Annotated in this window: 24 protein-coding genes; 14 read left to right on the top strand and 10 right to left on the bottom strand. The window is 60.5% G+C overall.

Annotation, left to right across the window (positions count from 1 at the left end; translation table 11 throughout):
• Positions 1-184 precede the first annotated feature (184 nt).
• Positions 185-661, top strand: a complete 477-nt coding sequence (gene greA / locus AC1DJO_RS01045) for a transcription elongation factor GreA (protein ID WP_112515781.1) — start codon at positions 185-187, stop codon at positions 659-661.
• 30 nt (positions 662-691) lie between these two features.
• Positions 692-1,741, top strand: a complete 1,050-nt coding sequence (locus AC1DJO_RS01040; RefSeq protein WP_477969203.1) for a glycosyltransferase family 4 protein — start codon at positions 692-694, stop codon at positions 1,739-1,741.
• A gap of 91 nt (positions 1,742-1,832) precedes the next feature.
• On the opposite strand, the gene AC1DJO_RS01035 is transcribed toward AC1DJO_RS01040, so the two are convergent.
• On the bottom strand, positions 1,833-2,807 hold the full coding sequence (locus AC1DJO_RS01035; RefSeq protein WP_477968507.1) for a glycosyl transferase: 975 nt from the start codon (positions 2,805-2,807) through the stop codon (positions 1,833-1,835).
• 116 nt (positions 2,808-2,923) lie between these two features.
• On the opposite strand from AC1DJO_RS01035, the gene AC1DJO_RS01030 reads away from it, so the two are divergent.
• Positions 2,924-3,973, top strand: coding sequence for a polysaccharide pyruvyl transferase family protein (locus AC1DJO_RS01030; protein WP_477968505.1), 1,050 nt, complete (start codon positions 2,924-2,926; stop codon positions 3,971-3,973).
• 29 nt (positions 3,974-4,002) lie between these two features.
• Here the strand turns inward: AC1DJO_RS01030 and AC1DJO_RS01025 are convergent, their stop codons facing one another.
• From AC1DJO_RS01025 to AC1DJO_RS01015, 3 genes are read right to left on the bottom strand one after another with little or no spacing between them, the layout of a single operon-like run.
• Positions 4,003-4,662 (bottom strand): glycosyltransferase family 29 protein, encoded by a 660-nt coding sequence (locus AC1DJO_RS01025; RefSeq protein WP_477968503.1) that lies wholly within the window; start codon positions 4,660-4,662, stop codon positions 4,003-4,005.
• 28 nt (positions 4,663-4,690) lie between these two features.
• The gene (locus AC1DJO_RS01020; protein WP_477968501.1) at positions 4,691-5,536 is read right to left on the bottom strand and encodes a hypothetical protein; all 846 of its coding nucleotides are present in this window, start codon (positions 5,534-5,536) and stop codon (positions 4,691-4,693) included.
• A gap of 10 nt (positions 5,537-5,546) precedes the next feature.
• On the bottom strand, positions 5,547-6,011 hold the full coding sequence (locus tag AC1DJO_RS01015) for an Lrp/AsnC family transcriptional regulator (protein WP_112386306.1): 465 nt from the start codon (positions 6,009-6,011) through the stop codon (positions 5,547-5,549).
• A 235-nt stretch (positions 6,012-6,246) separates the two neighbouring features.
• Here AC1DJO_RS01015 and trxB point away from each other — a divergent pair, with 235 nt between their 5' ends.
• The 6 genes from trxB (at position 6,247) to AC1DJO_RS00985 (ending at position 12,311) form a co-directional block, all read left to right on the top strand.
• Positions 6,247-7,221, top strand: a complete 975-nt coding sequence (gene trxB, locus AC1DJO_RS01010) for a thioredoxin-disulfide reductase (protein WP_477968499.1) — start codon at positions 6,247-6,249, stop codon at positions 7,219-7,221.
• A gap of 23 nt (positions 7,222-7,244) precedes the next feature.
• Entirely contained in the window at positions 7,245-8,141 is an 897-nt protein-coding gene (locus AC1DJO_RS01005) for a LysR family transcriptional regulator VtlR (protein WP_112386304.1), read from the top strand.
• 548 nt (positions 8,142-8,689) lie between these two features.
• Positions 8,690-8,983 carry an ArsR/SmtB family transcription factor gene (locus AC1DJO_RS01000; RefSeq protein ID WP_477940252.1) on the top strand — a complete coding sequence of 98 codons (294 nt, stop codon included), beginning with the start codon at positions 8,690-8,692 and terminating at the stop codon, positions 8,981-8,983.
• Between the two features lie 2 nt (positions 8,984-8,985).
• The gene (locus tag AC1DJO_RS00995) at positions 8,986-10,152 is read left to right on the top strand and encodes an MFS transporter (RefSeq protein WP_112515775.1); all 1,167 of its coding nucleotides are present in this window, start codon (positions 8,986-8,988) and stop codon (positions 10,150-10,152) included.
• A 27-nt stretch (positions 10,153-10,179) separates the two neighbouring features.
• The gene (locus tag AC1DJO_RS00990) at positions 10,180-11,304 is read left to right on the top strand and encodes an alkene reductase (protein WP_477968497.1); all 1,125 of its coding nucleotides are present in this window, start codon (positions 10,180-10,182) and stop codon (positions 11,302-11,304) included.
• Positions 11,305-11,513: 209 nt separating this feature from the next.
• Positions 11,514-12,311, top strand: coding sequence for an aminoglycoside phosphotransferase family protein (locus AC1DJO_RS00985; protein WP_477968495.1), 798 nt, complete (start codon positions 11,514-11,516; stop codon positions 12,309-12,311).
• Here the strand turns inward: AC1DJO_RS00985 and AC1DJO_RS00980 are convergent.
• Positions 12,308-13,312, bottom strand: coding sequence for an NAD(P)H-binding protein (locus tag AC1DJO_RS00980; RefSeq protein WP_477968493.1), 1,005 nt, complete (start codon positions 13,310-13,312; stop codon positions 12,308-12,310). The genes AC1DJO_RS00985 and AC1DJO_RS00980 overlap by 4 nt on opposite strands.
• Before the next feature lie 87 nt (positions 13,313-13,399).
• Here AC1DJO_RS00980 and AC1DJO_RS00975 point away from each other — a divergent pair, with 87 nt between their 5' ends.
• On the top strand, positions 13,400-14,308 hold the full coding sequence (locus tag AC1DJO_RS00975) for a LysR family transcriptional regulator (protein ID WP_477968491.1): 909 nt from the start codon (positions 13,400-13,402) through the stop codon (positions 14,306-14,308).
• Positions 14,309-14,341: 33 nt separating this feature from the next.
• On the opposite strand, the gene AC1DJO_RS00970 is transcribed toward AC1DJO_RS00975, so the two are convergent.
• Positions 14,342-14,626 (bottom strand): DUF2188 domain-containing protein, encoded by a 285-nt coding sequence (locus AC1DJO_RS00970; RefSeq protein ID WP_112515770.1) that lies wholly within the window; start codon positions 14,624-14,626, stop codon positions 14,342-14,344.
• A gap of 224 nt (positions 14,627-14,850) precedes the next feature.
• Between AC1DJO_RS00970 and AC1DJO_RS00965 the strand changes: the two genes are divergently transcribed.
• Positions 14,851-15,948, top strand: coding sequence for a calcium:cation antiporter (locus AC1DJO_RS00965; protein WP_112537844.1), 1,098 nt, complete (start codon positions 14,851-14,853; stop codon positions 15,946-15,948).
• A gap of 6 nt (positions 15,949-15,954) precedes the next feature.
• On the opposite strand, the gene AC1DJO_RS00960 is transcribed toward AC1DJO_RS00965, so the two are convergent.
• The 3 genes from AC1DJO_RS00960 to AC1DJO_RS00950 form a co-directional block, all read right to left on the bottom strand.
• The gene (locus AC1DJO_RS00960; RefSeq protein WP_442207815.1) at positions 15,955-16,215 is read right to left on the bottom strand and encodes a type II toxin-antitoxin system Phd/YefM family antitoxin; all 261 of its coding nucleotides are present in this window, start codon (positions 16,213-16,215) and stop codon (positions 15,955-15,957) included.
• A gap of 83 nt (positions 16,216-16,298) precedes the next feature.
• On the bottom strand, positions 16,299-16,595 hold the full coding sequence (locus AC1DJO_RS00955) for a nucleotidyltransferase family protein (protein ID WP_112537846.1): 297 nt from the start codon (positions 16,593-16,595) through the stop codon (positions 16,299-16,301).
• Positions 16,596-16,700: 105 nt separating this feature from the next.
• Positions 16,701-17,903: a pyridoxal phosphate-dependent aminotransferase gene (locus tag AC1DJO_RS00950; protein WP_477949190.1), complete on the bottom strand. Its 1,203-nt coding sequence runs from the start codon at positions 17,901-17,903 to the stop codon at positions 16,701-16,703.
• A 364-nt stretch (positions 17,904-18,267) separates the two neighbouring features.
• Between AC1DJO_RS00950 and AC1DJO_RS00945 the strand changes: the two genes are divergently transcribed.
• From AC1DJO_RS00945 to AC1DJO_RS00935, 3 genes are all read left to right on the top strand, one after another.
• On the top strand, positions 18,268-20,607 hold the full coding sequence (locus AC1DJO_RS00945) for a marine proteobacterial sortase target protein (protein WP_477968488.1): 2,340 nt from the start codon (positions 18,268-18,270) through the stop codon (positions 20,605-20,607).
• Entirely contained in the window at positions 20,607-21,374 is a 768-nt protein-coding gene (locus tag AC1DJO_RS00940) for a class GN sortase (RefSeq protein ID WP_477968486.1), read from the top strand. Before AC1DJO_RS00945 ends, AC1DJO_RS00940 begins: the two co-directional genes overlap by 1 nt.
• A gap of 68 nt (positions 21,375-21,442) precedes the next feature.
• The gene (locus tag AC1DJO_RS00935; RefSeq protein ID WP_477969201.1) at positions 21,443-22,585 is read left to right on the top strand and encodes a PQQ-dependent sugar dehydrogenase; all 1,143 of its coding nucleotides are present in this window, start codon (positions 21,443-21,445) and stop codon (positions 22,583-22,585) included.
• Here AC1DJO_RS00935 and AC1DJO_RS00930 read toward each other — a convergent pair.
• Positions 22,582-23,001: a DUF3052 domain-containing protein gene (locus AC1DJO_RS00930; RefSeq protein WP_112537850.1), complete on the bottom strand. Its 420-nt coding sequence runs from the start codon at positions 22,999-23,001 to the stop codon at positions 22,582-22,584. The genes AC1DJO_RS00935 and AC1DJO_RS00930 overlap by 4 nt on opposite strands.
• Positions 23,002-23,109: the final 108 nt, after the last annotated feature.

Genomic DNA, 23,109 nt, shown 5'->3' with positions numbered 1-23,109 from the left:
GGAAACGACTGCGAATACAGCGCTGGGTTGGAGATCCCGATACGAATTTTATGGCAATCGGCATTTGCGATCTGCTATAAGCAAAGCAACTAGGATGGTTTGCACGGTTCCGAAGTTCTCTTCGGGACCTGTTTTCTTTTGTGTCTGTGCCTACCGGAAGACACGAAGATCAAAGGACGGGAAAATGGTAGATAAGGTACCGATGACGCAGGGTGGTTTCGTCAAGCTGCAGGAAGAACTGCGCTGGCGCCAGCAGGAAGAGCGTCCCCGCATCATCGAAGCGATCGCCGAAGCACGTGCTCATGGCGACCTGTCGGAAAATGCCGAATATCACGCCGCCAAGGAAGCCCAGAGCCATAACGAAGGCCGTATCGGCGAGCTCGAAGACCTGACGGCGCGCGCCGAAGTCATCGACCTCTCCAAGATGTCCGGCGACAAGATCAAATTCGGCGCCAAGGTAAAGCTCGTCGACGAGGACACCGAGGAAGAAAAGACCTACCAGATCGTCGGCGATCAGGAAGCCGACGTGAAGGCCGGCCGCATCTCCATCTCCTCGCCGATCGCCCGCGCGCTGATTGGCAAGGAAGTCGGCGATTCCATTGAGGTCAACGCGCCAGGCGGCTCGAAGGCTTACGAAATCCTCCAGGTCTCCTGGGGCTGATCTTCCGTGGCCGCAGATCGCGATCCCGCCATCATCGATATCCGTGACGTCGAGATCATCGCGCCGAACTTCAAGCGGCGCCTCTCCGGCGTCACGTCGACGATCATCCAGTTGATTCCCGTGCAGCGGGCGCTCGGCCAGAAGATCGTCGCCCTCGGCCCCGGCCTGCCCGCAAGCCTGCCGCATGTCCGCTTCCGCGACCTCATTCACCTCTGGACGCCGCCGGCAGGCAGGAAACATCGCGTCTGGCACGCGCGGCGCAATGTCGAGATGCTGCCAGCGATCATTATGCGCGATCTCTTGCGCATGAAGCTGAAGATCGTCTTCACCTCCGCCTCTCAGCGCAAGCATACCGGCTGGACCAAATGGCTGATCTCGAAGATGGACGCGGTGATCGCCACCAGCGGCAAGACCTCGGCCTATCTTGAAGTCGCGAACACCGTCATCCTTCACGGCATCGACACTGCCCGCTTCTCTCCGCCTGCTGACAAGGCGGCGGCAAAGGCAGCCGTCGGCCTCGACCCCACGAAGAAGATTGCTGGCTGCTTCGGCCGCGTTCGCCATCAGAAGGGCACCGACCTCTTCATCGACACGATGATCCGCCTCCTCCCGGATCGCCCGGACTGGATCGCCATCATCGCCGGCCGCGCCACCGCCAAGCATATCGATTTCGAAAACAGCCTGAAAACCCGCGTCACCGCAGCAGGCCTTGCGGACCGCATCCATTTCGTCGGCGAGCACACCGATATCAACAACTGGTACCGCGCCCTCGACCTCTTCATCGCCCCCCAGCGCTGGGAAGGCTTTGGTCTGACGCCGCTGGAAGCAATGGCATCGGGCGTGCCTGTCATCGCCACGGATGTAGGGGCGTTTCCGGAGCTGCTGGTGAATAGCGGCGATGGCCCGGAGGCCATGATTGCACGCGACAGCCTCGAGGCGATGGCAAGCGCGGCAGCGCTCTACATGGACGATGTGCCGCTGCGCGAAATGCTGGCCCAAAAAGGGCTTTCCCACGTTCTTGAAGATTTCCAGATCGACATGGAAGCCAAGCGCATCGCCGCCGTCTACCGCTCCGTTTGACGCAAATTACTGGCCGCGCTTGAAAAACTTGAATCGGCGCGGCAGACCGCCTGAAGCACAGCTTAGCGTCTGAATTCGCGAACGATATGCATCATTCACTATGTTCCACGGCCAAATCATCCTTCTGCGCGGAAGCCCAAGCATAGCGTGAATCATACGGCAATCCGCATTCAGACAGTGCGGAAATTGGCGAGAAATTCAGTACTTCGGTCCCTTGAGCGATACAGACGCCGACCCCAAGCACGACGTGGGCGAGAATACGCCGTTTCGCATGCGCTATTCCTGACTTCGCGATGCTACCAATTCTCTCGTAGAAGCGCGGCCCGTTCGCATTGGAAATATCGACGCCAAAGAAACCGATGGCCGCCGGCTTGCAGTAAGCGGCAAACTGAAATGCGCTAATCGCCACCGAACCACCTTGAAAGACCCCTTTGGATGGATCGGATGAAAATCCGGCCTCGTCGGCATGGACCCGAACGAAGTCCAGGTCAGCCAACTGAGAATATTCCCGCCGCTTGCCGCGGTAAGGTTTGCGAATGTTGTCGATCAGGATCACGGTCTTGTCAGCAAGCCAATCGTCATTGATTTCGCATATGGCGCGGATAACCGCCGTCGAAAACAGGCAGGTACTCCCCCCCCCAATCTTTTCGGCCATAAGCTGGAAATGCCTCCAGACAAAGCGCTCATCCTCTATAGCGATAGCGAGGGGCGCATCGATCCCTTCCGTCAATAGGCTGATCGCCCCGTTCAGCAGGATAGCCGTGCGCGGACCAATAAGGGACAAATCGTTCGACCGCAGAGAAGGGCCCGAGCCGATGATGAAAATTTCCTGACTTGCAGAGTTCTTCAAGACAGCGGGGTGCAACAAGGGCGAAATGCTATTCCCGCGATAGACGATCGTTCCTGTCTCAAATGGCTGCTGTGGAATGGTCAAAGAGAGACCGGGCAGCCAGTCCTGAGTATGCGCTCCGCTTCGACCCCACAGAACGTACATAAGAATTCTAAAGATGGACCGGCGCCACGGCCGTTCGGATCCCAGCACAATAAGGCCTTCCTTGCCCACCATTTACTTCTGCCACTTGAACAGGAAATCGCAAACGTACCGGCGGACGTCAAGCATGCAAAAGTTGATAGGTATTCTGCGAGAGGGTAAACGCTTTAAAAGCATCGATAGTTCAATGGATGGCGACCTGGGAAGGCACCGAATTGTCAATAAATGCAGTCATTTTGAACGATACGCGCGGCGACAATCATTTTGGCTGTTTCCGTGTGATGCGAACCATCGAAGACAATCTCGTCAGTCGCAGAATCAACATTGCCGCGCGGAGCATTGTCCGCAACGACTGGGAACACGACAAGCCGCTTTTGCGTGCCATAGCTGAATGCGATCTCATCATCATCAACGGCGAGGGCACGCTGCATCATGGAGCTCGTGCCGGTGAACGCTTGCTGCGGATAGCCACCCATCCGGCGCGCGGCCAAAAGCCGGTCGCCCTGATCAATGCGCTCTACCAGGAAAACCCACCGGAATGGGCCCAATATCTTGAGCGCATAGATTTGATATCGACCCGTGATTCCTGGAGCGCCGAGGCCGCATCCGCTGCCGCTGGCCGAAAAATCGACTTCCTGCCGGACCTCTCGCTTTGCAGCGGCCCCATCAGCCCCAATGCCACAGTTGCGCGCGATATGCTTCTTGTTGGAGACTCAGTGTCTCGAGAGGTATCGAAAGCCCTGCTTGATCTGGCTGCATCCCGCCCTGACGCGCGTTTGCTGCCAATCCTCAAGACCATCAAGGCCAGCAAACCACATTTCCCAGCACCGCTGAAAATGTTACGCGAGGCCTACATTCGCCTCCATGCGGAAGCTTTCAGACTGCGGAGGCGCAATGTCTGGTTCAACAAGGACGAAGCCGGTTTCATCAATGCGCTTCAGCATGGCTACCTGCATGTGACAGGTCGCTTTCATGCCGTCTGCCTCTGCATTCTGTCAGGCACGCCCTTCCTGGCTCTGGAATCCAACTCCTGGAAGACAAAAGCCCTGCTCAAAGACCTTGGCCTAGATGACAGCCGCCTGACCGAAATCGGCCAGCTTCAGGAGCGTCTGAAAAAGCCGGAGGAGTTTGCCTACACATCGGAAGAAGAAAAAACGATCGCCGGTGCGCTCCACCGGGCCAGCATCGATGCTTCCAGACTTTTCGACCGCATTCGGGCTCTGGCTAACGATCCCCGCTGACGAAATTGCGCCGCCTGCGCCCTCAATCTTCAAGCATTGATATTCAGCGAGAATCGGTGATCGGAAGCCAAAAGCTTCCTGACGTAGCTTTCCTCTGTGCCGTAGTCGTGCGGTGTCTCGCGGCTGTTATGCTCGTTGGACAATGAAAGGCTCCGGTAGAAATCAAAGCCATAGAGCGACACCGCCAGGCATGGCGAACGTTCGAGCAGATCGATCAGCATCAGTCCTGTCGTCGGCCTATTGCCAACTTTAGCGCAGAGTGCCTTGTGGCTCGCAGGCGGGTAAAGGAAAAAATTCGGCCATTTCAATATCCAGCCCGGTAGCGCGTTGCGTGGCGGCGACATCCACAACAGGTGGCTGGCTCCCTTTTGCGCCATGATCTGGCGATCGAGTTCTATGCTCGTCGCAATCCAGTCTGTTCTTGCCCCGTGAGAACGCTTGTCAGGCATAGGCGCCTGATTGCAGCGAATGACGAGGTCGTGGCTATCGATCGACGCGCCGAAATCACTCTCAGACAGGCTACGCGCATTCCCCACCAAGGCGACGGACTTGAACCGGAGGGCTTCGAACATATCGGCCTCGCTCAACGGCGACACATAGGTCAGGCCAAACAGCCGGCGAAACTTTCCGACCACGCGGCCTCGCCTCTTCTCCAGTTTAGCGCTGAAGCGATTGGTCAGCCGCTGCAAGGTTCCTCTGCTCACAGACGCGCCCCGATCATCTAAGCGCTGATGCATCGGTCACCAGCGCATAGACGAGCCGGGCCAGATACATGTTCTTCGGTCGCAGAAACTTTCTAAAATAAGGGATGTCAGACAGATCCCGCTCATCCATCGCACGCTTTTGACGCTGCGAAAGCTCATGAAACTCGTAGGTCCCCCGGCAAAACGGCAGAAGCGAACGCTTCTTCTTGCCGCCGCGATATGAGACCGGAAACGGTACATGCATCATGATCGGGGTGAAGGGAAACAACCGGACGCATCCCAAACGGCTCAACATTTTCTTGTTGTCGGCTTCGCTGTCGCGAAATTCCCACTTGAGCGAATTCAGCACAGATAGCCGGATGATGCCTACGTCAGCATAGGAACGGCGCGGGTCGCCTGCAGGAAACGCGTAAGCGCGCTGCGGCTCCAATATTTCATATTCGTATCCCTTCCGCAGGAACCGGGGATCGACCTGCAGAACCATTTTATCGCTGTTGAACAGATCGTAATATTGCTGGCAAATAGCCTCATCCATCGGCCGCACGAACTGCATGTCGTCCTGGATCAGGAAGATATACTCGTAGCCCTGCGCGCCTGCCAGCTCGCACATTCTTTGAATGTTGTTGTATAAGTGACCGTGGCGGCGCCCTTCTTTGGCACCTTCCGATGTCAGGCAATACCGGAACGAACCGCGATGCCTGTCGATGACCGCCCTCGTCTCTTCGTCCTCGCTCTGATCATCGATGATCGCCAGATCGAAGCCCGGGCACATCTTGATCGTGGACAAGATACACCGCTCCAAGGTCTGCCCCATATTGTAGGAGAAGATGCAAAGCAGCGTATTTTCGGCAGTGAGCATAGCCTGCCCCTCAAACCTCAACCAGCCCCAACCGCTTCACCTGCCGGATCGTCAGCATCGTCCTGACCGTATCGACATGTTCATTCGCCGTCAGCACCTCGATGACGAAGTCCTGAAACCGCGTCAAATTCTCCGCGACGCAATGCAGCAGGAAGTCGCTGTCACCGGAGACCATCCAGGCCTGGCGGACCAGCGGCCAGTTGGAGGTGGCGGCGGCGAAGGCTTTCAGGTTGGCTTCGGACTGGTGCTTCAGGCCGACCATGCAGAAGGCGACGAGATCGAAGCCGAGTTTCGGGCTGTTCAGCATCGCGTGGTAGCCCTCGATGATGCCGGCTTCCTCGAGCTTGCGTACGCGGCGAAGGCAGGGCGGCGCCGAGATGCCGACCCGGTCGGCGAGCTCGACATTGGTCATGCGGCCGTCCGCCTGCAGCTCTCTCAGAATCTTTATGTCGATGACATCGAGTTCGGCACGCACAGAGCCTCAGCCTTTCTTTAATTCGGTCGCGCCAGCTTCTATATAAAGTGCCGTAATAGGCAAGAATGTTTCGCCGCCGCGGTGGATTCTTGCACAGCAGATCGCAATGCCTTGTTGGTAATGCAAGGCTGCCCTTGAATAAAAGCACTGGACGTTCATAAATGAGCGAGGAACGCGAAACGGCCTCATTCGCTCTCTAGCCGCAGCGTCCCCGCCAGTCGAAAGGAATTCAGACATGTCCGCCCGCCACACGAAGGTGCTCATCATCGGCTCCGGCCCTGCCGGCTATACGGCTGCCGTCTATGCGGCGCGCGCGATGCTGAAGCCGGTGCTGATCGCAGGCATGGAGCAAGGCGGCCAGCTGATGATCACGACCGACGTCGAGAATTATCCGGGCTTTGCCGATCCGATCCAGGGCCCGTGGCTGATGGAGCAGATGCTGCAGCAGGCCAAGCATGTCGGCGCCGAAATCGTCAACGACCTCGTGACCGAAGTCGAGATGAACCAGCGCCCCTTCGTCGCCCGCACCGACAGCGGCCAGGTCTGGACCGCCGATACGCTGATCATCGCCACCGGCGCCAAGGCCAAGTGGCTCGGCATCGAGAGCGAGCAGCATTTCCAGGGCTTTGGCGTGTCGGCCTGCGCCACCTGCGATGGTTTCTTCTACCGCAACAAGGACGTCATCGTCGTTGGCGGCGGCAACAGCGCCGTCGAGGAAGCGCTTTATCTCTCGAACATCGCCAAGTCGGTCACGGTCGTGCACCGCCGCGACAGCTTCCGCTCGGAAAAAATCCTGCAGGAGCGCCTGTTCGCCAAGGAAAACGTCAAGATTCTCTGGAATACCGAGATCGCCGAAATCACCGGCACCCCGGCCAAGCCGCCGATGCCGCCGTCGGTTTCGGGCGTCAGGCTGCGCGATACGCGCACCGGCGTAATCTCCGATACCGTCATCGACGGCGTCTTCGTGGCGATCGGCCACGCGCCGGCCACCGAACTCTTCAAGGGCAAGCTGAAGCTCAAGGACAACGGCTATCTCTGGACCGCTCCTGATTCCACCGCAACCAGCGTAGAAGGTGTCTATGCTGCCGGCGACGTGACGGATGATACCTTCCGGCAGGCGATCACCGCCGCCGGTCTCGGCTGCATGGCCGCGCTCGAGGCCGAGCGATATCTGACGGGCCACATGCCCGTCGCCGTGGCCGCGGAGTAAGCATGGCTATGAGGGGTGGGGGAATGCCATTGGATTGGGACAAGCTGCGGATTTTTCACGCAGCTGCCGAAGCGGGTTCGTTCACGCATGCGGCCGATAAACTGCATCTGTCTCAATCCGCCATCAGCCGCCAGGTCAGCGCGCTGGAGCAGGATGTCGGCACCAAGCTGTTTCACCGCCACGCGCGCGGCCTGATCCTGACGGAACAGGGCGAGCTTCTGTATCGCACCGCGCATGACGTGCTGCTGAAGCTCGAAACCGTGAAGATGCAGCTTACCGAAACGACGGAAACGCCGTCCGGCAAGCTGCGCGTCACGACGACTGTCGGGCTCGGCCAGGGCTGGCTGACGGACAAGATCCAGGAGTTCATGCAGCTCTATCCGGATGTTCAGATCCAGCTGATCCTCGACAATGAGGAAGTCGACGTGAACATGCGTCACGCCGATTGCGCCATTCGCCTGCGCCAGCCACAGCAGTCGGACCTCATCCAGCGCAAGCTGTTTACTGTGCATATGCACGTCTATGCGGCCCCCTCCTACATCAACCGCTACGGCGAGCCGCAGACGGTGGAGGATCTCGACAACCACCGCATCATCACCTTCGGCGAACCGGCACCGAATTATCTGCTCGACGTCAACTGGCTGGAGATCGCCGGCCGCTCGTCGGACAACAAGCGCATTCCGCATTTGCAGATCAACAGCCAGACTTCGATCAAGCGCGCCTGCCTGCTCGGCATGGGCGTTGCCTGCATGCCGGATTATATTGTCGGCCGCGACCCCGGCCTGATCCAGCTGGCGATCAATGCGGACGTACCGTCCTTCGACACCTATTTCTGCTATCCTGATGAAATCAAGAACGCCGCGAAGCTCAAGGCTTTTCGCGATTTCATCGTCACCAAGGCCAGAAACTGGAACTTCTAGGCGGCGTTTCCTGGAATAAATTGCCGACTATGCAACTCACGCATGACTGACATGCACAAAAGGGGGTTGCCGTTTGCCCATTTAAACACCATATCGCACATAGCTGATGCACATGGCGGCTTTTCCTCCCAGTTCCGCCGCATTAGCTGTTCCCCTCTGGAGGTTTTTGACCTTCACACCTTAAAAGGGCCCCGAGCTTTCGGTGGCCCTCTTTTTTTGCCCAAAATTCGCTGCATCGCAGCATATTTTGTGCAGCGCATAGCAGGCATGCACAAAAGTGCATTGCAACCTGCCCAATAAACCACCATATCGCAGATAGCTGATGCATTTCGTGGTTCTCTCCCAGTGCCACCGCATTAGCTGTTCCCCTCTGGAGGTTTATTGACCTTCACACCTTTAAAGGGCCCCGGCTTTCCGGTGGCCCTCTTTTTTTGCTTAAAATTTAATCAGAAAAATATCTCGCAATAGCTCACACCGTCGTGACTTGCATATCGTAGACCGTCGATCCATATATCGAGAAATTTCGATTTACGGATCGGCACGGAACGATGGACAAGGACGAAATCCTCAAGGCGCTTTCTCATCCGACACGGATGGAAATCCTCAACTGGCTGAAAAATCCCGAGGCGCATTTCACCTCTCAGGAGCATCCGCTGGAAATGGGCGTATGCGCCAGCCAGTTCGAACGCTGCGGCCTGTCGCAATCCACCGTCTCCTCGCATCTCGGCACCCTGCATCGTGCCGGCCTGGTGACCACCCGCAGGGTCGGCCAGTGGATCTTCTACAAGCGAAACGAAGAAACGATCGCCGACTTCCTTAAGCAACTCTCGCGGGATCTCTGATCATGCCCCTCGCCCTCCTCGTCCTTGCCCTGAGCTCTTTTGCGATCGGCACCACGGAATTCGTTATCATGGGCCTGTTGCCGGAGGTCGCAGCCGATCTCTCCGTCAACATTCCCCAGGCAGGCTGGCTCGTCACCGGCTATGCGCTGGCTGTTGCCGTCGGCGCGCCGCTGATGGCCGTCTCAACCGCCAAATTGAAGCGGCGCACGGCGCTGATCGCGCTGATGGCAATCTTCATCGCCGGCAATCTGCTCTGCGCCATCGCCCCGAACTATTGGGTTCTGATGTTCGCACGCGTCGTCACCGCGCTCTGCCACGGCGCCTTCTTCGGTATCGGCTCTGTCGTCGCCGCCGGCCTCGTCAGCGAAGACCGCAAGGCACGCGCCGTGGCGCTGATGTTCACCGGCCTGACGCTGGCAAACGTGCTTGGCGTGCCGATCGGTACCGCCATCGGCCAGGCCTATGGCTGGCGCTCCACCTTTGCCGTGGTCACCGTCGTCGGCATCGTCACCATCCTCGGCCTGATCGCCATCCTGCCGAAGGACAAGAACGAAACGCAGGGCAGCCTGCTTGCCGAAATCTCGGCGCTGCGCAACGGCCGCCTGTGGCTGGCGCTGTCGACCACCGTGTTCTTCTCGGCCTCGATGTTCGCGCTCTTCACCTATATCGCCCCGCTGCTGCGCGACGTCACCGGCCTGTCGCCGAAGGGCGTCACCTGGACGCTGTTCCTGATCGGTCTCGGTCTCACCGTCGGCAATCTGCTGGGCGGCAAGCTCGCCGACTGGAAGCTCGGCGTAACGCTTGCCGGTGTCTTCGCCGCAATCGCCGTCACCTCAATCGTCTTCAGCTATACCAGCCGCTTCTTCATCCCGGCCGAAATCACCCTGCTCGTCTGGGCGATCGCCACCTTTGCCGCCGTCCCTGCCCTGCAGGTCGGTGTCGTCAGCTTCGGCAAGGATGCCCCGAACCTCGTCTCGACCATCAATATCGGCGCCTTCAACACCGGCAATGCGCTCGGTGCCTGGGCCGGCGGCATGGTGATCGAGAGTGGCTTCGAGCTGACCCGCGTTCCCCTGGCCGCAGCGCTGATGGCCTTTATCGGCCTCGGCGCCACGGCACTCACCTATCTCTCCGCCAAGGGCAAGACAGCCCCCGCCCCGGCCGAGTGATCTCCCGCCAGAAAAGGAAATACCTTTATGACCAAGCTTTTTGAACCGACGCAGGTTGGCGATATCGCCGTCAAGAACCGCATCGTCATGGCGCCGCTGACGCGCAACCGCTCGCCGGGTGCCGTTCCGAACGACCTGAATGTCGAATATTACCGCCAGCGCGCCACCGCCGGCCTAATCATCACCGAAGCAACCCCGATCACCCATCAGGGCCAGGGATATGCCGACGTGCCCGGCCTCTACACCAAGGAAGCGCTCGACGGCTGGAAGCGTGTCACCGATGCCGTTCATGCTGAAGGCGGCAAGATCGTCGTGCAGATGTGGCATGTCGGCCGTATCTCGCACACCACGCTGCAGCCAAACGGCGGCAAGCCGGTTTCCTCCACAAACCGCGCCGCCAAGGGCAAGACCTATCTCGTCAATGCCGACGGCACTGGTTCCTTTGCCGAGACGTCCGAGCCGCGCGCGCTGGAAACCTCTGAAATCCCCGGCATCATCGAGGATTACCGCAAGGCCGCACGCGCAGCGATCGATGCCGGCTTCGACGGCGTCGAAATCCATGGCGCCAACGGCTACCTGCTCGACCAGTTCATGCGCGACGGCATCAACGACCGCACCGACCAGTATGGCGGCTCGATCGAGAACCGCACCAAACTGACCTTCGAAGTGGTCGACGCCGTGACCAGGGAAATCGGTGCAGGCCGCACCGCGATCCGCCTGTCGCCGGTCACGCCGTCCAACGACAGCTACGATTCCGACCCGCAGGCGCTGTTCACCCACGTGGTCGAAGGCCTGGCGAAATATGACCTTGCCTATATCCACATCGTCGAGGGCCAGACCGGCGGCGAGCGCGACTACAAGCAGGGCGACAACCCGTCCTTCGACTACAAGGCGCTGTGCCAGGCCTATGAAAAGGCCGGCGGCAAGGCCGACTGGATGGTCAACAACGGCTACGACCGCGCAACGGCGATCGACGCAGTCGACAGCGGCCGCGCCGACCTCGTCGCCTTCGGCAAGCCTTTCATCGCCAACCCCGATCTGGTGAAGCGCCTGGAAAAGAACCTGCCGCTGAACGCCCCGGATCAGGCCACCTTCTATGGCGGCGGCCAGAAGGGCTATATCGACTATCCGCTGGCCGACAAGGTCGCCTAAGCCTGCAGAAGACGGTTGGAGATCCCGCCCTCGTGGCGGGATTTCTTTTTGTAGCATCGGGGGGATGACGTCATCCTCGGCCTTGTGCCGAGGATCTAATGACTCCCTGCATCAGCCGTTGCAGATGCTCGGGACAAGCCCGAGCATGACGCCGTTGAAATACGCCGGAACTCTTCAAACGCAGGTCCCGGCCCACTACCTTCACCCTCATGTTCGAACCCTACCTTTCCCGCTGGGCGCTCACCCCGGACGGCCCGCCGATCACCACCCATTGCAGCAATCTCCTGCCGGTGCTCTGGCGCGGTAAACCGGCGATGCTGAAAATGTCCGACGACGAGGCCGAGCGTGCCGGCGGGGCGGTGCTCGATTGGTGGGATGGCGACGGCGCGGCCAAAGTCTATGCGCATGACGCACATGCCGTCCTCATGGAGCGCTCACTCAGCACCCGCTCGCTGCTGACCATGGCGCGACAGGGCAGCGACGACGAGGCGACCCGCATCATGTGCCGCACCGCCAACAGGCTGCATGCGCCGCGGGCAAAGCCCCTGCCCGCATTGATACCGCTCGAGCGATGGTTTCGCGAGCTTGCACCCGCCGCCACCCGCCATGGCGGAACGCTCGCCGATTGCGACCAGATCGCCCGCGAATTGCTGGCAGCGCCGCAGGGCGAAGCAGTCCTCCACGGCGATATCCATCACAGCAATATCCTCGATTTCGGCGATGACGGCTGGCTCGCCATCGACCCGAAAGGTCTTTACGGCGAACGCGGCTTCGATTTCGCCAACACCTTCGCCAACGAGGATCTGGAGATCATTGCCACACCCGGCCGGCTGCAGCGCCAGTTGCCCATCGTCGCCGAAGAGACCGGCATCGATCCACGCCGCCTGCTGCAATGGATCGCCGCCTATTCCGGTCTTTCCGCTGCCTGGTTCCTGGGCGACGGCTCGACGGAGAGTGCCGAGCTACAGCTCACCATTGCCCGCATTGCCATCGCCGAACTCGGCTAGCGCAGCACCGCCGCACGGCTATCGCTCAGCAATCCCACCGGCCTCGGCAGGCAGCCGAGCGCCATCAATGAGGCCCGCACGGCGTCGTCAACAGGCGTCTGCGGCTCACGCCCAAGCTCTGCGACAAGCTTCTCGTTCGACATCCGGATCGGCTCCTTCCAGAGATAGCGCATCTCCTTGACCTCCCGCATGACGGTGACGAAGGGTGCGGCAAGCGGCACGATCCACCACGGAAAGGCGCCGATCTTCGCCCGCCCGCCGGAGACGCGGCGGATCGCCTCGGCCATCTGCCTGCCGTCGCGGTCCCAGAAACCCTCCATGTGATAGACGGCGAAATCAGGCAGCGAGGATGCCCGTTCGATAAGCTCGGCCATCGTTTCGGCGACATCCGGAAGATAGGCCCATTGGTGGCCGATGCCTTTGGGCGACGGGTTCTTCAGGGTCTTCACCGGCTTTCCGGGCGCGACGATCTGCGAAAACCAGCTGTTGCCGGTCGCACCCGGACCGAAGAAATCGCCGGCGCGGACAATGATGACGCCGGTCCCCTCGCTTGCCGCACGCTTCAGCCGCCGCTCCATCTCGGCACGGATCGCGCCCTTGCGGGTGACGGGGTTTTGCGGGCTATCTTCCCGCAGGATGGGAAAGGCGTCCGGGCCGAAATTATAGACCGTTCCCGGCAGCACGATCCGCGCGCCAACGGCCCGCGCTGCGGCAATCGTATTGCCGAGCATCGGCAGCACCAGCCTTTCCCAATCGCGATAGCCGGGCGGATTGACGCCGTGGACGATGACGCTGGCGCCATCGGCTGCCGCGGCAACATCAGCCGCATTCATCGCATCGCCCTGTACCCACTCGAATACCGGCTGGCTTCTGGAAGCCTTCGCGACATCGCGATTAAGCGCACGAATATGCCATCCGCGTCCAGCGAGGTTCCGCGCCACCGAGCCACCGATGCCGCCTGTCGCACCAAGCACGAGCGCAATCTTCCGATCTTCAGTCATATCGATCTCCTTTGATGGAGATGATTGTCCCGCAGATCACAAATAAACGAAATTGACGAAATAAATGCATCATCTATACATAAATTTATGATTGAAGAGCCAAGCTGGGATTTCTACCGCACCTTTCTAACCGTGCTCCGCCACGGATCGCTCTCGGCTGCCGCCCGCGAACTCGGCCTGACACAGCCGACCGTCGGCCGCCATATCGACGCGCTGGAGCAGGCTGTCGGCACACAGCTGTTTACCCGGTCCCAGAGCGGATTGCTGCCGACCGAGGCCGCCCGCGCCTTGGCGCCCTTCGCCGAAACCATGGCGTCAAGCTCGTCGGCGCTATTGCGGGCTGCATCCGGTCATCGTGACCGGATCGAGGGAACGGTGCGCATCAGCGCCAGCGAGGTGATTGCCGTCGAGGTGCTCCCGCCGATCCTTGCATCCCTGCAGGACCGCCACCCGGCGCTCGAGATCGAGCTGTCCGCATCTGATGACGTCGAGGACCTGCTGAACCGCGAGGCCGACATCGCCGTGAGGATGATGGAGCCGCAGCAGGATGCCCTTGTCGTCAGGCGCATCGGCGACATCCCAATTGCCTGCTACGCGCACCGCGCCTATCTGGCGCGTCACGGAACACCCGAAACGCTTGACGATATCGGCAATCATCGGCTGATCGGCTTCGACCGGCAAACGGCCTATGTGCGGACGATGGTGCAGCGCTTTCCCGTGGCAGGCGGTATTGCTTTTGCGTTCCGCACCGATAGCTACCTCGCGCAACTCGCCGCTATCAGAAGTGGCTGCGGCATCGGCATGTGCCAGACCGGTCTCGGTGACGCCGACCCGAACCTCGTGCGCGTCCTTCCTGGCATCATGGACATGCATATCGGCACCTGGGTGGCGATGCACGAGAACCTGAAGACGTCGCCGCGCTGCCGCGCCGCATTTGATGCCCTTGTCGAAGGGTTGAAGATCTATCTGGACAATTGCGTAAGCACGCGCGCCTGACGGCGCACGATCGAACGACGGCTTTCCGGTGTCTCAGACGCCGGGAGAGGCTTCCGCCCCGCGGCGGCCGGCAAGCAGGCCATCCACCACTTCGGTTTCAGGACGGTCTCCGCCCTCGGCATATTCCTCGTGCCACTTGCCCTTGTCGTCCTGCCAGCTGATCTCGGCGGAATCGCCGCCGACCTGCTGTTCTGCAGCAACGATACGGGCCGCTTCGAGCGCCTCGGCATGCGACGGAAAGGCCTCGGAATAGACGCCACCGAGCCTGTAGGCCCAGCCTCCGTCATGCGGGACAACCTCATAAACCACCTTGACCATGCACCTCTCCTTTTTCTCGTGGGCGCGACGAAAAACTTCCGGGAGTGATCCGGCCGGTCGCGGTGGCAAAAGAAGACGAGGGCACGCCGCGATTGTGTCCGGCAAACCGATGAGGCAGTATTCCATTAAATTCGCATTAGCGCAAACTGCACCCTCGAAGCGCCATCTTGATTAAAGAAATCATCGGCTTAGATTGATCGCATGAATCAAATCCGGAGCCAGGCGTGACACTGATTTCACGATTGCGGGACGAGAAATTTCTGATTGTCGCGTTCCTTGCCGCCATCGCCGGCTACGGGCTCGAACATAGCGTCATGGCGATGGGCCGCGGTGCCGCGCTGATCGCCGCAGCAGCCCTTGTCGGCACCATAGTTCTCGCCTCGATCCGGGTGGCACACCATGCCGAAATCCTCGCCGTCAAGGTCGGCGACCCCTATGGCACGATGATCCTGACGCTGTCGGCGGTGATGGTCGAAGTCATCATCCTCGCCATCATGATGTCCGGCGAAAGCTCGCCGACGCTGGTGCGCGACACGATCTATTCGGCGCTGATGCTCGACATCAACGGCATCCTCGGCCTCGCTGCCCTGCTCGGCGGTCTGAAGCATGGCGAGCAGCCCTATAACGACAACTCCGGCAAGACCTATGGCGTGATGATCCTGACGGCCATCGGCATCTCGATGATCGTCCCGGAATTCGTGCCGGAAGCCAAATGGCACTATTACTCGGCCTTCACCATCGTCGCGATGATCGCCCTCTACGGCCTCTTCCTGCGCATGCAGGTCGGCCAGCACAGCTATTTCTTCAGCTACAGCTACCCTCGCGTCGAGCGGAAGGCAGGATCCGCAGACAAGGAACATGCTGACGAACCGGCATCCGCCTCGATCATCACCATTTTGGTCGGCGTCGTCATCATTGGCGGTCTTGCCGAATTCATGTCGGCCTTCATGACCGAAGGCCTGCGCGACACCGGCGCTCCGATCGCCCTGACCGCCATCGTCGTCGCCGCCATCTCCGCCGCCCCCGAAATCCTCACTGCCCTTCGTGCGGCGCTGAAAAACCGCATGCAGGCAACCGTCAACATCGCCATGGGCGCCTCGCTCTCGACGGTGATCCTGACCGTCCCGGTGATGGAAGCCATCGCGCTCTACACCGGCCAGCCCTTCGTCATGGCGATGACGCCCGTCCAGACCGTGATGGTCGCCATCACCCTGATCGCCGCCGCCATCAACCTCAACGACGGCGAAACCAACGCCATCGAGGGCATGACGCATTTCATCCTGTTCGCAACGTTCCTGATGCTGACGGCTCTGGGGCTTTAGATCAAGTCACGGCAGGGGCCGGAGCAGAAAGTCTTCAGGCAAGGGATTGTCGAAGTCATCGGCGATAAAGCCGACAGCGTTCTTTATGCCGCGCGATTCCAGATACGCTTGTCCTGCGGCAAGGTTGATACCGCCGCGAGACTTATGCGGCACAAGATCAAAAACCGGACGTCCGTAGCGAGTAACAACGACCGTTTCGCCCTGCTCCACCTCGCGGGCAAGTTCGGTTAGCCGTTTCTTGGCGTCGCTTATCGATACAGTTTTCATGAGCCTACTTTAGCTACAGCGGCTGCATCGTCAAATCAGATCGTTCAGCCTTGCAGTCGGGTCAATGCGAGCCCTCCGCGCCATCAAAAGACCCGGATGGCGTTCTGCTCGATATCAGCCTTCAGCATCGGATGCAGGCTGTCGCGGGTTGTGACATCGACTTCCACGTCGAGCTTGTCCTCAAGAAACTGCTTGATGGCGACCAGATCGAGAAGCGAGAAATGCAAGCCGGCTTCATGGTCGATGAAAATATCGAGATCGCTATCGGGAGTCGGCTCATCGCGGGCCACCGATCCGAAAAGATAAAGGCCCGTCGCGCCCATGCCGCGAACGGCATCGGAATGCTCCTTCAAGCTTTCGAGCGCTTTTCTTCTATCCATGAGCGAAAAACTAACACATGCGCCGGCCGATCTCCACAGCCGCCTGCCCAAACAAAAAGCCCGCCGTCTCCGGCGGGCTTCTGTCGTTCCGATTATTGACGTCGCTTACTTGCAAGCGCCGCAGAAGCGCTGGATGCGCCGGCAAGCTTCTTCCAGCAGGTCTTCCGAGGTCGCATAGGAGATACGGAAGTTCGGGCCGAGGCCGAAGGCCGAGCCGTGGACGACGGCTACGCCTTCGGATTCCAGCAGTTCGGTGACGAAGTCTTCGTCGTTCTGGATGACCTTGCCCGAGGGTGCGGTCTTGCCGATCAGTCCCTTGCAGGACGGATAGACATAGAACGCGCCTTCCGGAACCGGGCAGGAAATGCCCTTGGCCTGGTTCAGCATCGAGACGACCAGATCGCGGCGTCCTTCGAAAATCTTCTTGTTGGCCGGGATGAAGTCCTGCGGGCCGTTCAGTGCTTCGACGGCAGCCCACTGGGCGATCGAGGTCGTGCCGGAGGTCTGCTGGCCCTGGATCATGTCCATCGCCTTGATCAGCTGCAGCGGGCCGGCTGCGTAGCCGATGCGCCAGCCAGTCATGGCATAGGCCTTGGAGACGCCGTTCATCGTCAGCGTCCGGTCGTAGAGCTTCGGCTCGACTTCGACAGGCGTCGCGAACTTGAAGTCGCCATAGGTCAGGTGCTCGTACATGTCGTCGGTCAGAACCCAGACATGCGGATGCTTGACGAGAACGTCGGTCAGCGCCTTCAGTTCGTCATGGGTATAGGCGGCGCCCGACGGGTTGGACGGCGAGTTGAACATGAACCACTTGGTCTTCGGCGTGATCGCCTTTTCGAGATCGGCGGCCTGGAGCTTGAAGTTGTTCTCCTGGGTCGTCGCGACGAAGACAGGCGTGCCGCCGCAAAGTGCCACGATCTCAGGATAGGAAACCCAGTAAGGCGTCGGGATGACGACCTCGTCGCCGGCATTCAGCGTCGCCATGAAGGCGTTGAAGAGAATGTGCTTGCCGCCGGTGCCGACGATCGTCTGCTCCCAAGTGTAGTCGAGATTGTTCTCGCGCTTGAACTTCGCGGCAATCGCCTTGCGCAGCTCCGGGATACCGGAGATCGGCGTGTACTTCGTCTCGCCGCGCTTGATGGCGTCGATCGCCGCGTCCTTGATATTATCAGGCGTATCGAAATCCGGTTCACCGGCGCCAAGCCCGATCACGTCGCGTCCTTTGGCTTTCAGCTCGCGCGCTTTCTGAGCGACGGCGATGGTGGCTGAAGGCTTCACACGGGAAAGAGCATCGGCAAGAAAGGCCATGATATCGGTCCTATACGGTTGAAACGAGCAGAAGACCGGGACCGGAGTTCTGCGCTAAGGTCTATGTCCAATGTGCGCAGCCATTTCAAGCGCAAAGGCGCGATGACGCCGATGATTCTTATTGATCGATTGCCGCACCCTGAGCGATCGTTTGTGACGCCCGGTTGAATCTGTTCGCGAAGCTATTGAATCAATCTCTGAGGCCATCGGGATTTACCCCTTAAAAACAGAAACTTCCCCGTTTCGGGCCTTTGCCGCAAATAAGCCGCAACAAATGCCGCGGCATGCCGCAATTCCGTCGTGAGCCCGCCGGGATCGGAGCCTCAATCTTGCACATCCGAAGTTGGTTATTGAGGGTATGCCAATGTTTCTGGAAGACGAGTTTGCGACAGAGCGGCTCCGCGTCCGCCGTGTGGCCATTTCATTCCTGATTGCGTTCACCGCATTTTTTGCATCGATCATGATGACGGCAGGGCTTGTGTCCGTTGCCCGCGCCGAAGAAGCCGCTGCACCGAAGGCGGCGCAATTGGCCGGCCTCGTTCGCCCGAACGACGTCAACAGCGGCTCGCTGCTCTTTCCATCGAAGGATCCGGGCTTCTTCATCGAGGCGCCGCGGCTGAAGACCGATGTCGAGATGGACGTCTCCGGCCCGGTCGCCCGCGTCAAGGTCACCCAGCGCTTCCAGAATCCCAGCAAGGGATGGGTCGAGGGCACCTATGTCTTCCCGCTGCCGGAAAATTCCGCCGTCGATGAGTTGAAGATGCAGATCGGCGACCGCTTCATCGAGGGCCAGATCAAGCCGCGCCAGGAAGCCCGCGAGATCTACGAGCAGGCGAAAGCCGAGGGCAAGAAGGCAGCGCTTCTGGAGCAGCAGCGCCCGAACATCTTCACCAACCAGGTCGCCAATATCGGCCCCGGCGAAACCATCGTCGTTCAGATCGAGTATCAGCAGGCCGTCCACCAGTCCGGCGGCGAATTCTCGCTGCGCTTCCCGATGGTCGTCGCGCCCCGCTACAACCCGGCTCCCATCGTCCAGACCGTCGAGTTCAACAATGGCGCTGGCTTCGCCGTGCCGAATGACCCGGTTCCGAACCGCGACAAGATCGAGGCACCGGTGCTCGATCCGCGCGAGAATGCCAAGATCAACCCCGTCGCGCTGACCGTGAACCTGAAAGCCGGCTTCCCGCTCGGCGACGTCAAATCCGCCTTCCACGATGTCGATATCAAGCAGGACGGCGACCAGAACCGCGTCATCAGCCTGAAGGGCGAGTCCGTACCCGCCGACAAGGATTTCGAGCTCACCTGGAAGGCAGCACCGGGCAAGACGCCGAGCGCCGGCCTGTTCCGCGAAGTGCTGGATGGCAAGACCTATCTGCTTGCCTTCGTCACCCCGCCCGCAACGCCGGATGCATCGGCTGCACCTTTGAAGCGCGAAGTCATCTTCGTCATCGACAATTCCGGCTCGATGTCCGGCGAGTCGATCGCTCAAGCGAAGGAAAGCTTGGCGCTGGCGATCTCCAAGCTTGGCGCCGACGACCGTTTCAACGTCATCCGCTTCGACGACACGATGACCGATTATTTCGGCGGCCTCGTCGGCGCCACGCCCGACAACCGCGAAAAGGCGATCGCCTATGTCCGCGGCCTGACCGCCGACGGCGGCACCGAGATGCTGCCCGCGCTCGAAGACGCGTTGCGCAATCAAGGCTCGGTCACCAATGGCGCGCTCCGCCAAGTTGTCTTCCTGACGGATGGCGCGATCGGCAACGAGCAGCAGCTATTCATGGAGATCACCAACAACCGCAGCGATGCCCGCGTCTTCACCGTCGGCATCGGCTCGGCCCCGAACTCCTATTTCATGACCAAGGCCGCCGAGCTTGGCCGCGGCACTTTCACCCATATCGGCTCCACCGATCAGGTGGCGACGCGGATGGGCGAGCTCTTCGCCAAGCTGCAGAACCCTGCGATGACCGATATCGCCGCCACCTTCGAAGGCACGCAGGCAAGCGACATCACCCCGAACCCGATGCCCGATCTCTATGCCGGCGAGCCGGTCGTCCTCACTGCTGAACTCCCGAACGGCAAGCCTGCAGGCAAACTGCAGATCACCGGCAAGACCGGCGCCCAGCCCTGGCGCGTCGAGATGGACATCGCCAATGCGGCCGATGGCAAGGGCCTCTCCAAGCTCTGGGCCCGCCGCAAGATCGATGATCTCGAAGCCCGCGCCTATGAGCGCCAGGATCCGGCCGCGCTCGACAAGGATGTCGAGACGATCGCCATGGCGCATCATCTCGTCTCCCGCGTCACCAGCCTCGTTGCCATCGACGTCACGCCGTCACGCCCAGATGGCCAGCCGGCTACCTCGACCAAGCTGCCGCTGAACCTGCCTGATGGCTGGGATTTCGACAAGGTGATGGGCGAACCCGCGGCCCCTGCCCCATCAGGCAGCGGACCGGATCACGCCATGGCCAAGCCGCAGATGGAGTTCGCCGCCCTCGCCAACCAGATGGCCGCCGCTCCGACCCCGGCAGCCGCCAATCTGATCGCTCAGCGTTCCGCCTCGGTAAAGCTGCCGCAGACGGCAACGCTCGCCGACCAGCAGATCATGCAGGGCCTGACCATGCTGTTGGCGGCACTCGCCGCTGCCGGTGGCTTTGCCATCTGGCGCCGCCGCTTGCGCGGCCTCGTCATCTCGGGGGGCCACTGATGGCGAATATGCAGAGAGGCAGCTGGAACGAGGAAACGGGCGAATTCGCGCCCCTTCCGAGCTATCTGGAAATGATGATGGCGAATGCGGCCGCTACCGCATTTGACGTGGAGCAGCCGCGCAGGAGCTTTTTCTCCCGACTCTCGCCGATGGAAAAGATCGTCGCCGTCGGCATTCTCGGTCTTGGTCTCTATGGTGTCGCACTGGTGAGTAGCGGCTTTTATCTGAAGGGCAAGGCGGAGCTTTCGCAGGTTCTCCTGAAGCGCGCCTTCGCCGCGGAGCTGCGGGGCGAAGATGCCAAGCCGTGGCCCTGGGCCGATTTCACCACCGAAGCCGAAGTCAGCGCCCCGCGTCTCGGCAAGACGGCGATCGTGCTGTCGGGCGCATCCGGCGAAGCGCTGGCCTTCGGCCCGGCCTGGCTCAGCAACACGCCGCAGCCGGGCGACGAAGGCACATCGGTGATCGCCGCCCACAGGGACACCCACTTCCGCTGGCTGAAAGACGTCAAACCCGGCGACGACATCGAAATCAAGCGCCGTGACGGCACCGTGCTGACCTTCAAGACCACCGACGCCCGCGTCGCGCGGTGGGACGAAAGCGGCATCGATGCGGCGGCAAACGGCCGCCATCTGGTGCTGACCACCTGCTGGCCCTTCGGCGCCACCGAGCGCGGCCCGATGCGCTACATCGTCGAGGCCGAGCTGGTCGATACGATCCAGACCGGCACCGTTCAAACCGGCAACACAAAGCCGTTATCCGGCACCTAGCGAGGTTGAAGCGATCGCCCCCGCGCGCCACCTAACCGGCTGGATGGTAAAACGGGGAGATCATGAACATGCTCAAGGGATTGCGCATCGCTTTGACGGCAGGTGCCGCATTTGCAATGGCTGGCGCTGCATATGCAGCCGACAGGGTGCAGACCAAGGACGTCGCGGTCAGCGTCGATACGCTGGCAACCGGGCTTGATCATCCCTGGGCTGTCGAGGTCATGCCCGATGGCGCTTATCTCGTGACCGAACGTCCCGGCAATATCCGGATCATTCGCGATGGCAAGGTCTCCGAACCGCTTGCCGGCGTGCCCGAGGTCAGCGCCCGCGGCCAGGGCGGCCTGATGGATGTGGCGCTCTCCCCCGATTTCGCCCAAAGCCGCATTTTCTATTTCACTGCCGCGACTGCCAATGCCGGGGGATCCGGCACCGAAGCCTTTTCCGCAAAGCTCTCGGCCGACGAAAGCAGGCTCGAGGACGTGAAGCCGATCTTCACCATGGCGAAATTCACCGGCGGCAACATCCAGTATGGCTCGCGCATCGCCATCGCTGGTGATGGCAGTCTGTTCATCAGCGTCGGCGACCGCGGCAGCCGCGACCGTTCGCAGGACTTCAAGGATGACGCCGGCTCGATCGTCCATGTGAACGCCGATGGCACCATTCCTGCGGATAATCCGTTCCGCGACGGCGCCAAGGCACGGCCCGAAATCTGGTCGAAGGGTCACCGTAACCCGCAGGGCATCACCTTCGATGCCGCCGACGGCAAGCTCTACACCGTCGAGCACGGCGCCCGCGGCGGCGACGAGATTAATCTCATCGCGCCGGCCAAGAATTACGGTTGGCCCGTCATCACTTATGGCGTCGATTATTCGGGCGCCAAGATCGGTGAAGGAACGGAGAAGGCCGGACTGGAACAGCCCCTCCACTATTGGGATCCATCCATTGCCCCCGGCGCCATCGCCGTCTATCGCGGCAAGATGTTCCCGGAATGGAATGGCGACATGCTGGTCGCCGCGCTGAAATTCCAGCTGCTGTCGCGCATGCAGCGCGATGGCAGCGGCAAGTTCGTTGGCGAGGAGCGCATGTTCGAAGGCCAATACGGCCGCATCCGCGATATCACCGTCGCACCCGGTGGAGCATTGCTGATGGTGACGGACGAGAGCGACGGCGCCTTGCTGCGCGTCTCACGCGCCACAAACCAGGATGGCTAACTGCCCCTGAGCTCTCTGCGGACGACGAATTTCAGGCCCGACCATATCTCGTCGATCGCACAGACTTTCACATCGACGAGACCGGTCGGCAGCAGCACCTCACGCAGCACATCTTCAGCAATATCGGTCGGCAGCTTCGATGCCTTCTTCGGCCAGGATATCCAGATCATGCCGTCAGGCTGCACCAGCTGCCGCAACCGCGGCGCCAATGCTTCCAGCGCTGCACGCCGGGTCTCGAAGATATGGATGTAGTCGAAGCGTGCCTCCTCTTCAGGCGCCACTACTTCGACCCGGCTGAAATCCGTGAAACCGTTAAGCGCTGGGACGCTTTGGGGCACGCCGATCAGCAGCGCTGCCTGCCCTGCCTTCAGCCCCAGCTTCTTTTCGAGCGGCGTTCCCGAATAGCCGGCGCTCATCGGCTTAGCCGTGCCGGCTGATGGCAAAACGTCCTGCCGTTATGCTGCGTCATCCGATCACCCTTGAGACCATCCTCTCCGTTTATTCCGGCTTGCTGAAACAAAAGG

This window comes from Rhizobium sp. 05N430, from assembly GCF_056396985.1.
Note: the sequence above shows the minus strand (reverse complement) of the source record. Positions and strands in the feature narration are given on the sequence as shown.

Excerpts from the sequence above, each read along its gene's own strand:
- AC1DJO_RS00980 (WP_477968493.1), bottom strand. The coding sequence starts at position 13,312 with ATGACTGAAGATCGGAAGATTGCGCTCGTGCTTGGTGCGACAGGCGGC.
- greA (WP_112515781.1), top strand. The coding sequence starts at position 185 with ATGGTAGATAAGGTACCGATGACGCAGGGTGGTTTCGTCAAGCTGCAG.
- AC1DJO_RS00930 (WP_112537850.1), bottom strand. The coding sequence starts at position 23,001 with ATGAGCGCCGGCTATTCGGGAACGCCGCTCGAAAAGAAGCTGGGGCTG.
- AC1DJO_RS01030 (WP_477968505.1), top strand. The coding sequence starts at position 2,924 with ATGGCGACCTGGGAAGGCACCGAATTGTCAATAAATGCAGTCATTTTG.
- AC1DJO_RS00945 (WP_477968488.1), top strand. The coding sequence starts at position 18,268 with ATGTTTCTGGAAGACGAGTTTGCGACAGAGCGGCTCCGCGTCCGCCGT.
- AC1DJO_RS01000 (WP_477940252.1), top strand. The coding sequence starts at position 8,690 with ATGGACAAGGACGAAATCCTCAAGGCGCTTTCTCATCCGACACGGATG.
- AC1DJO_RS00940 (WP_477968486.1), top strand. The coding sequence starts at position 20,607 with ATGGCGAATATGCAGAGAGGCAGCTGGAACGAGGAAACGGGCGAATTC.
- AC1DJO_RS00985 (WP_477968495.1), top strand. The coding sequence starts at position 11,514 with ATGTTCGAACCCTACCTTTCCCGCTGGGCGCTCACCCCGGACGGCCCG.
- AC1DJO_RS00935 (WP_477969201.1), top strand. The coding sequence starts at position 21,443 with ATGCTCAAGGGATTGCGCATCGCTTTGACGGCAGGTGCCGCATTTGCA.
- AC1DJO_RS00950 (WP_477949190.1), bottom strand. The coding sequence starts at position 17,903 with ATGGCCTTTCTTGCCGATGCTCTTTCCCGTGTGAAGCCTTCAGCCACC.
- trxB (WP_477968499.1), top strand. The coding sequence starts at position 6,247 with ATGTCCGCCCGCCACACGAAGGTGCTCATCATCGGCTCCGGCCCTGCC.
- AC1DJO_RS00970 (WP_112515770.1), bottom strand. The coding sequence starts at position 14,626 with ATGGTCAAGGTGGTTTATGAGGTTGTCCCGCATGACGGAGGCTGGGCC.
- AC1DJO_RS00995 (WP_112515775.1), top strand. The coding sequence starts at position 8,986 with ATGCCCCTCGCCCTCCTCGTCCTTGCCCTGAGCTCTTTTGCGATCGGC.
- AC1DJO_RS01035 (WP_477968507.1), bottom strand. The coding sequence starts at position 2,807 with ATGGTGGGCAAGGAAGGCCTTATTGTGCTGGGATCCGAACGGCCGTGG.
- AC1DJO_RS00990 (WP_477968497.1), top strand. The coding sequence starts at position 10,180 with ATGACCAAGCTTTTTGAACCGACGCAGGTTGGCGATATCGCCGTCAAG.
- AC1DJO_RS00960 (WP_442207815.1), bottom strand. The coding sequence starts at position 16,215 with ATGAAAACTGTATCGATAAGCGACGCCAAGAAACGGCTAACCGAACTT.
- AC1DJO_RS00975 (WP_477968491.1), top strand. The coding sequence starts at position 13,400 with ATGATTGAAGAGCCAAGCTGGGATTTCTACCGCACCTTTCTAACCGTG.
- AC1DJO_RS01005 (WP_112386304.1), top strand. The coding sequence starts at position 7,245 with ATGCCATTGGATTGGGACAAGCTGCGGATTTTTCACGCAGCTGCCGAA.
- AC1DJO_RS00955 (WP_112537846.1), bottom strand. The coding sequence starts at position 16,595 with ATGGATAGAAGAAAAGCGCTCGAAAGCTTGAAGGAGCATTCCGATGCC.
- AC1DJO_RS01020 (WP_477968501.1), bottom strand. The coding sequence starts at position 5,536 with ATGCTCACTGCCGAAAATACGCTGCTTTGCATCTTCTCCTACAATATG.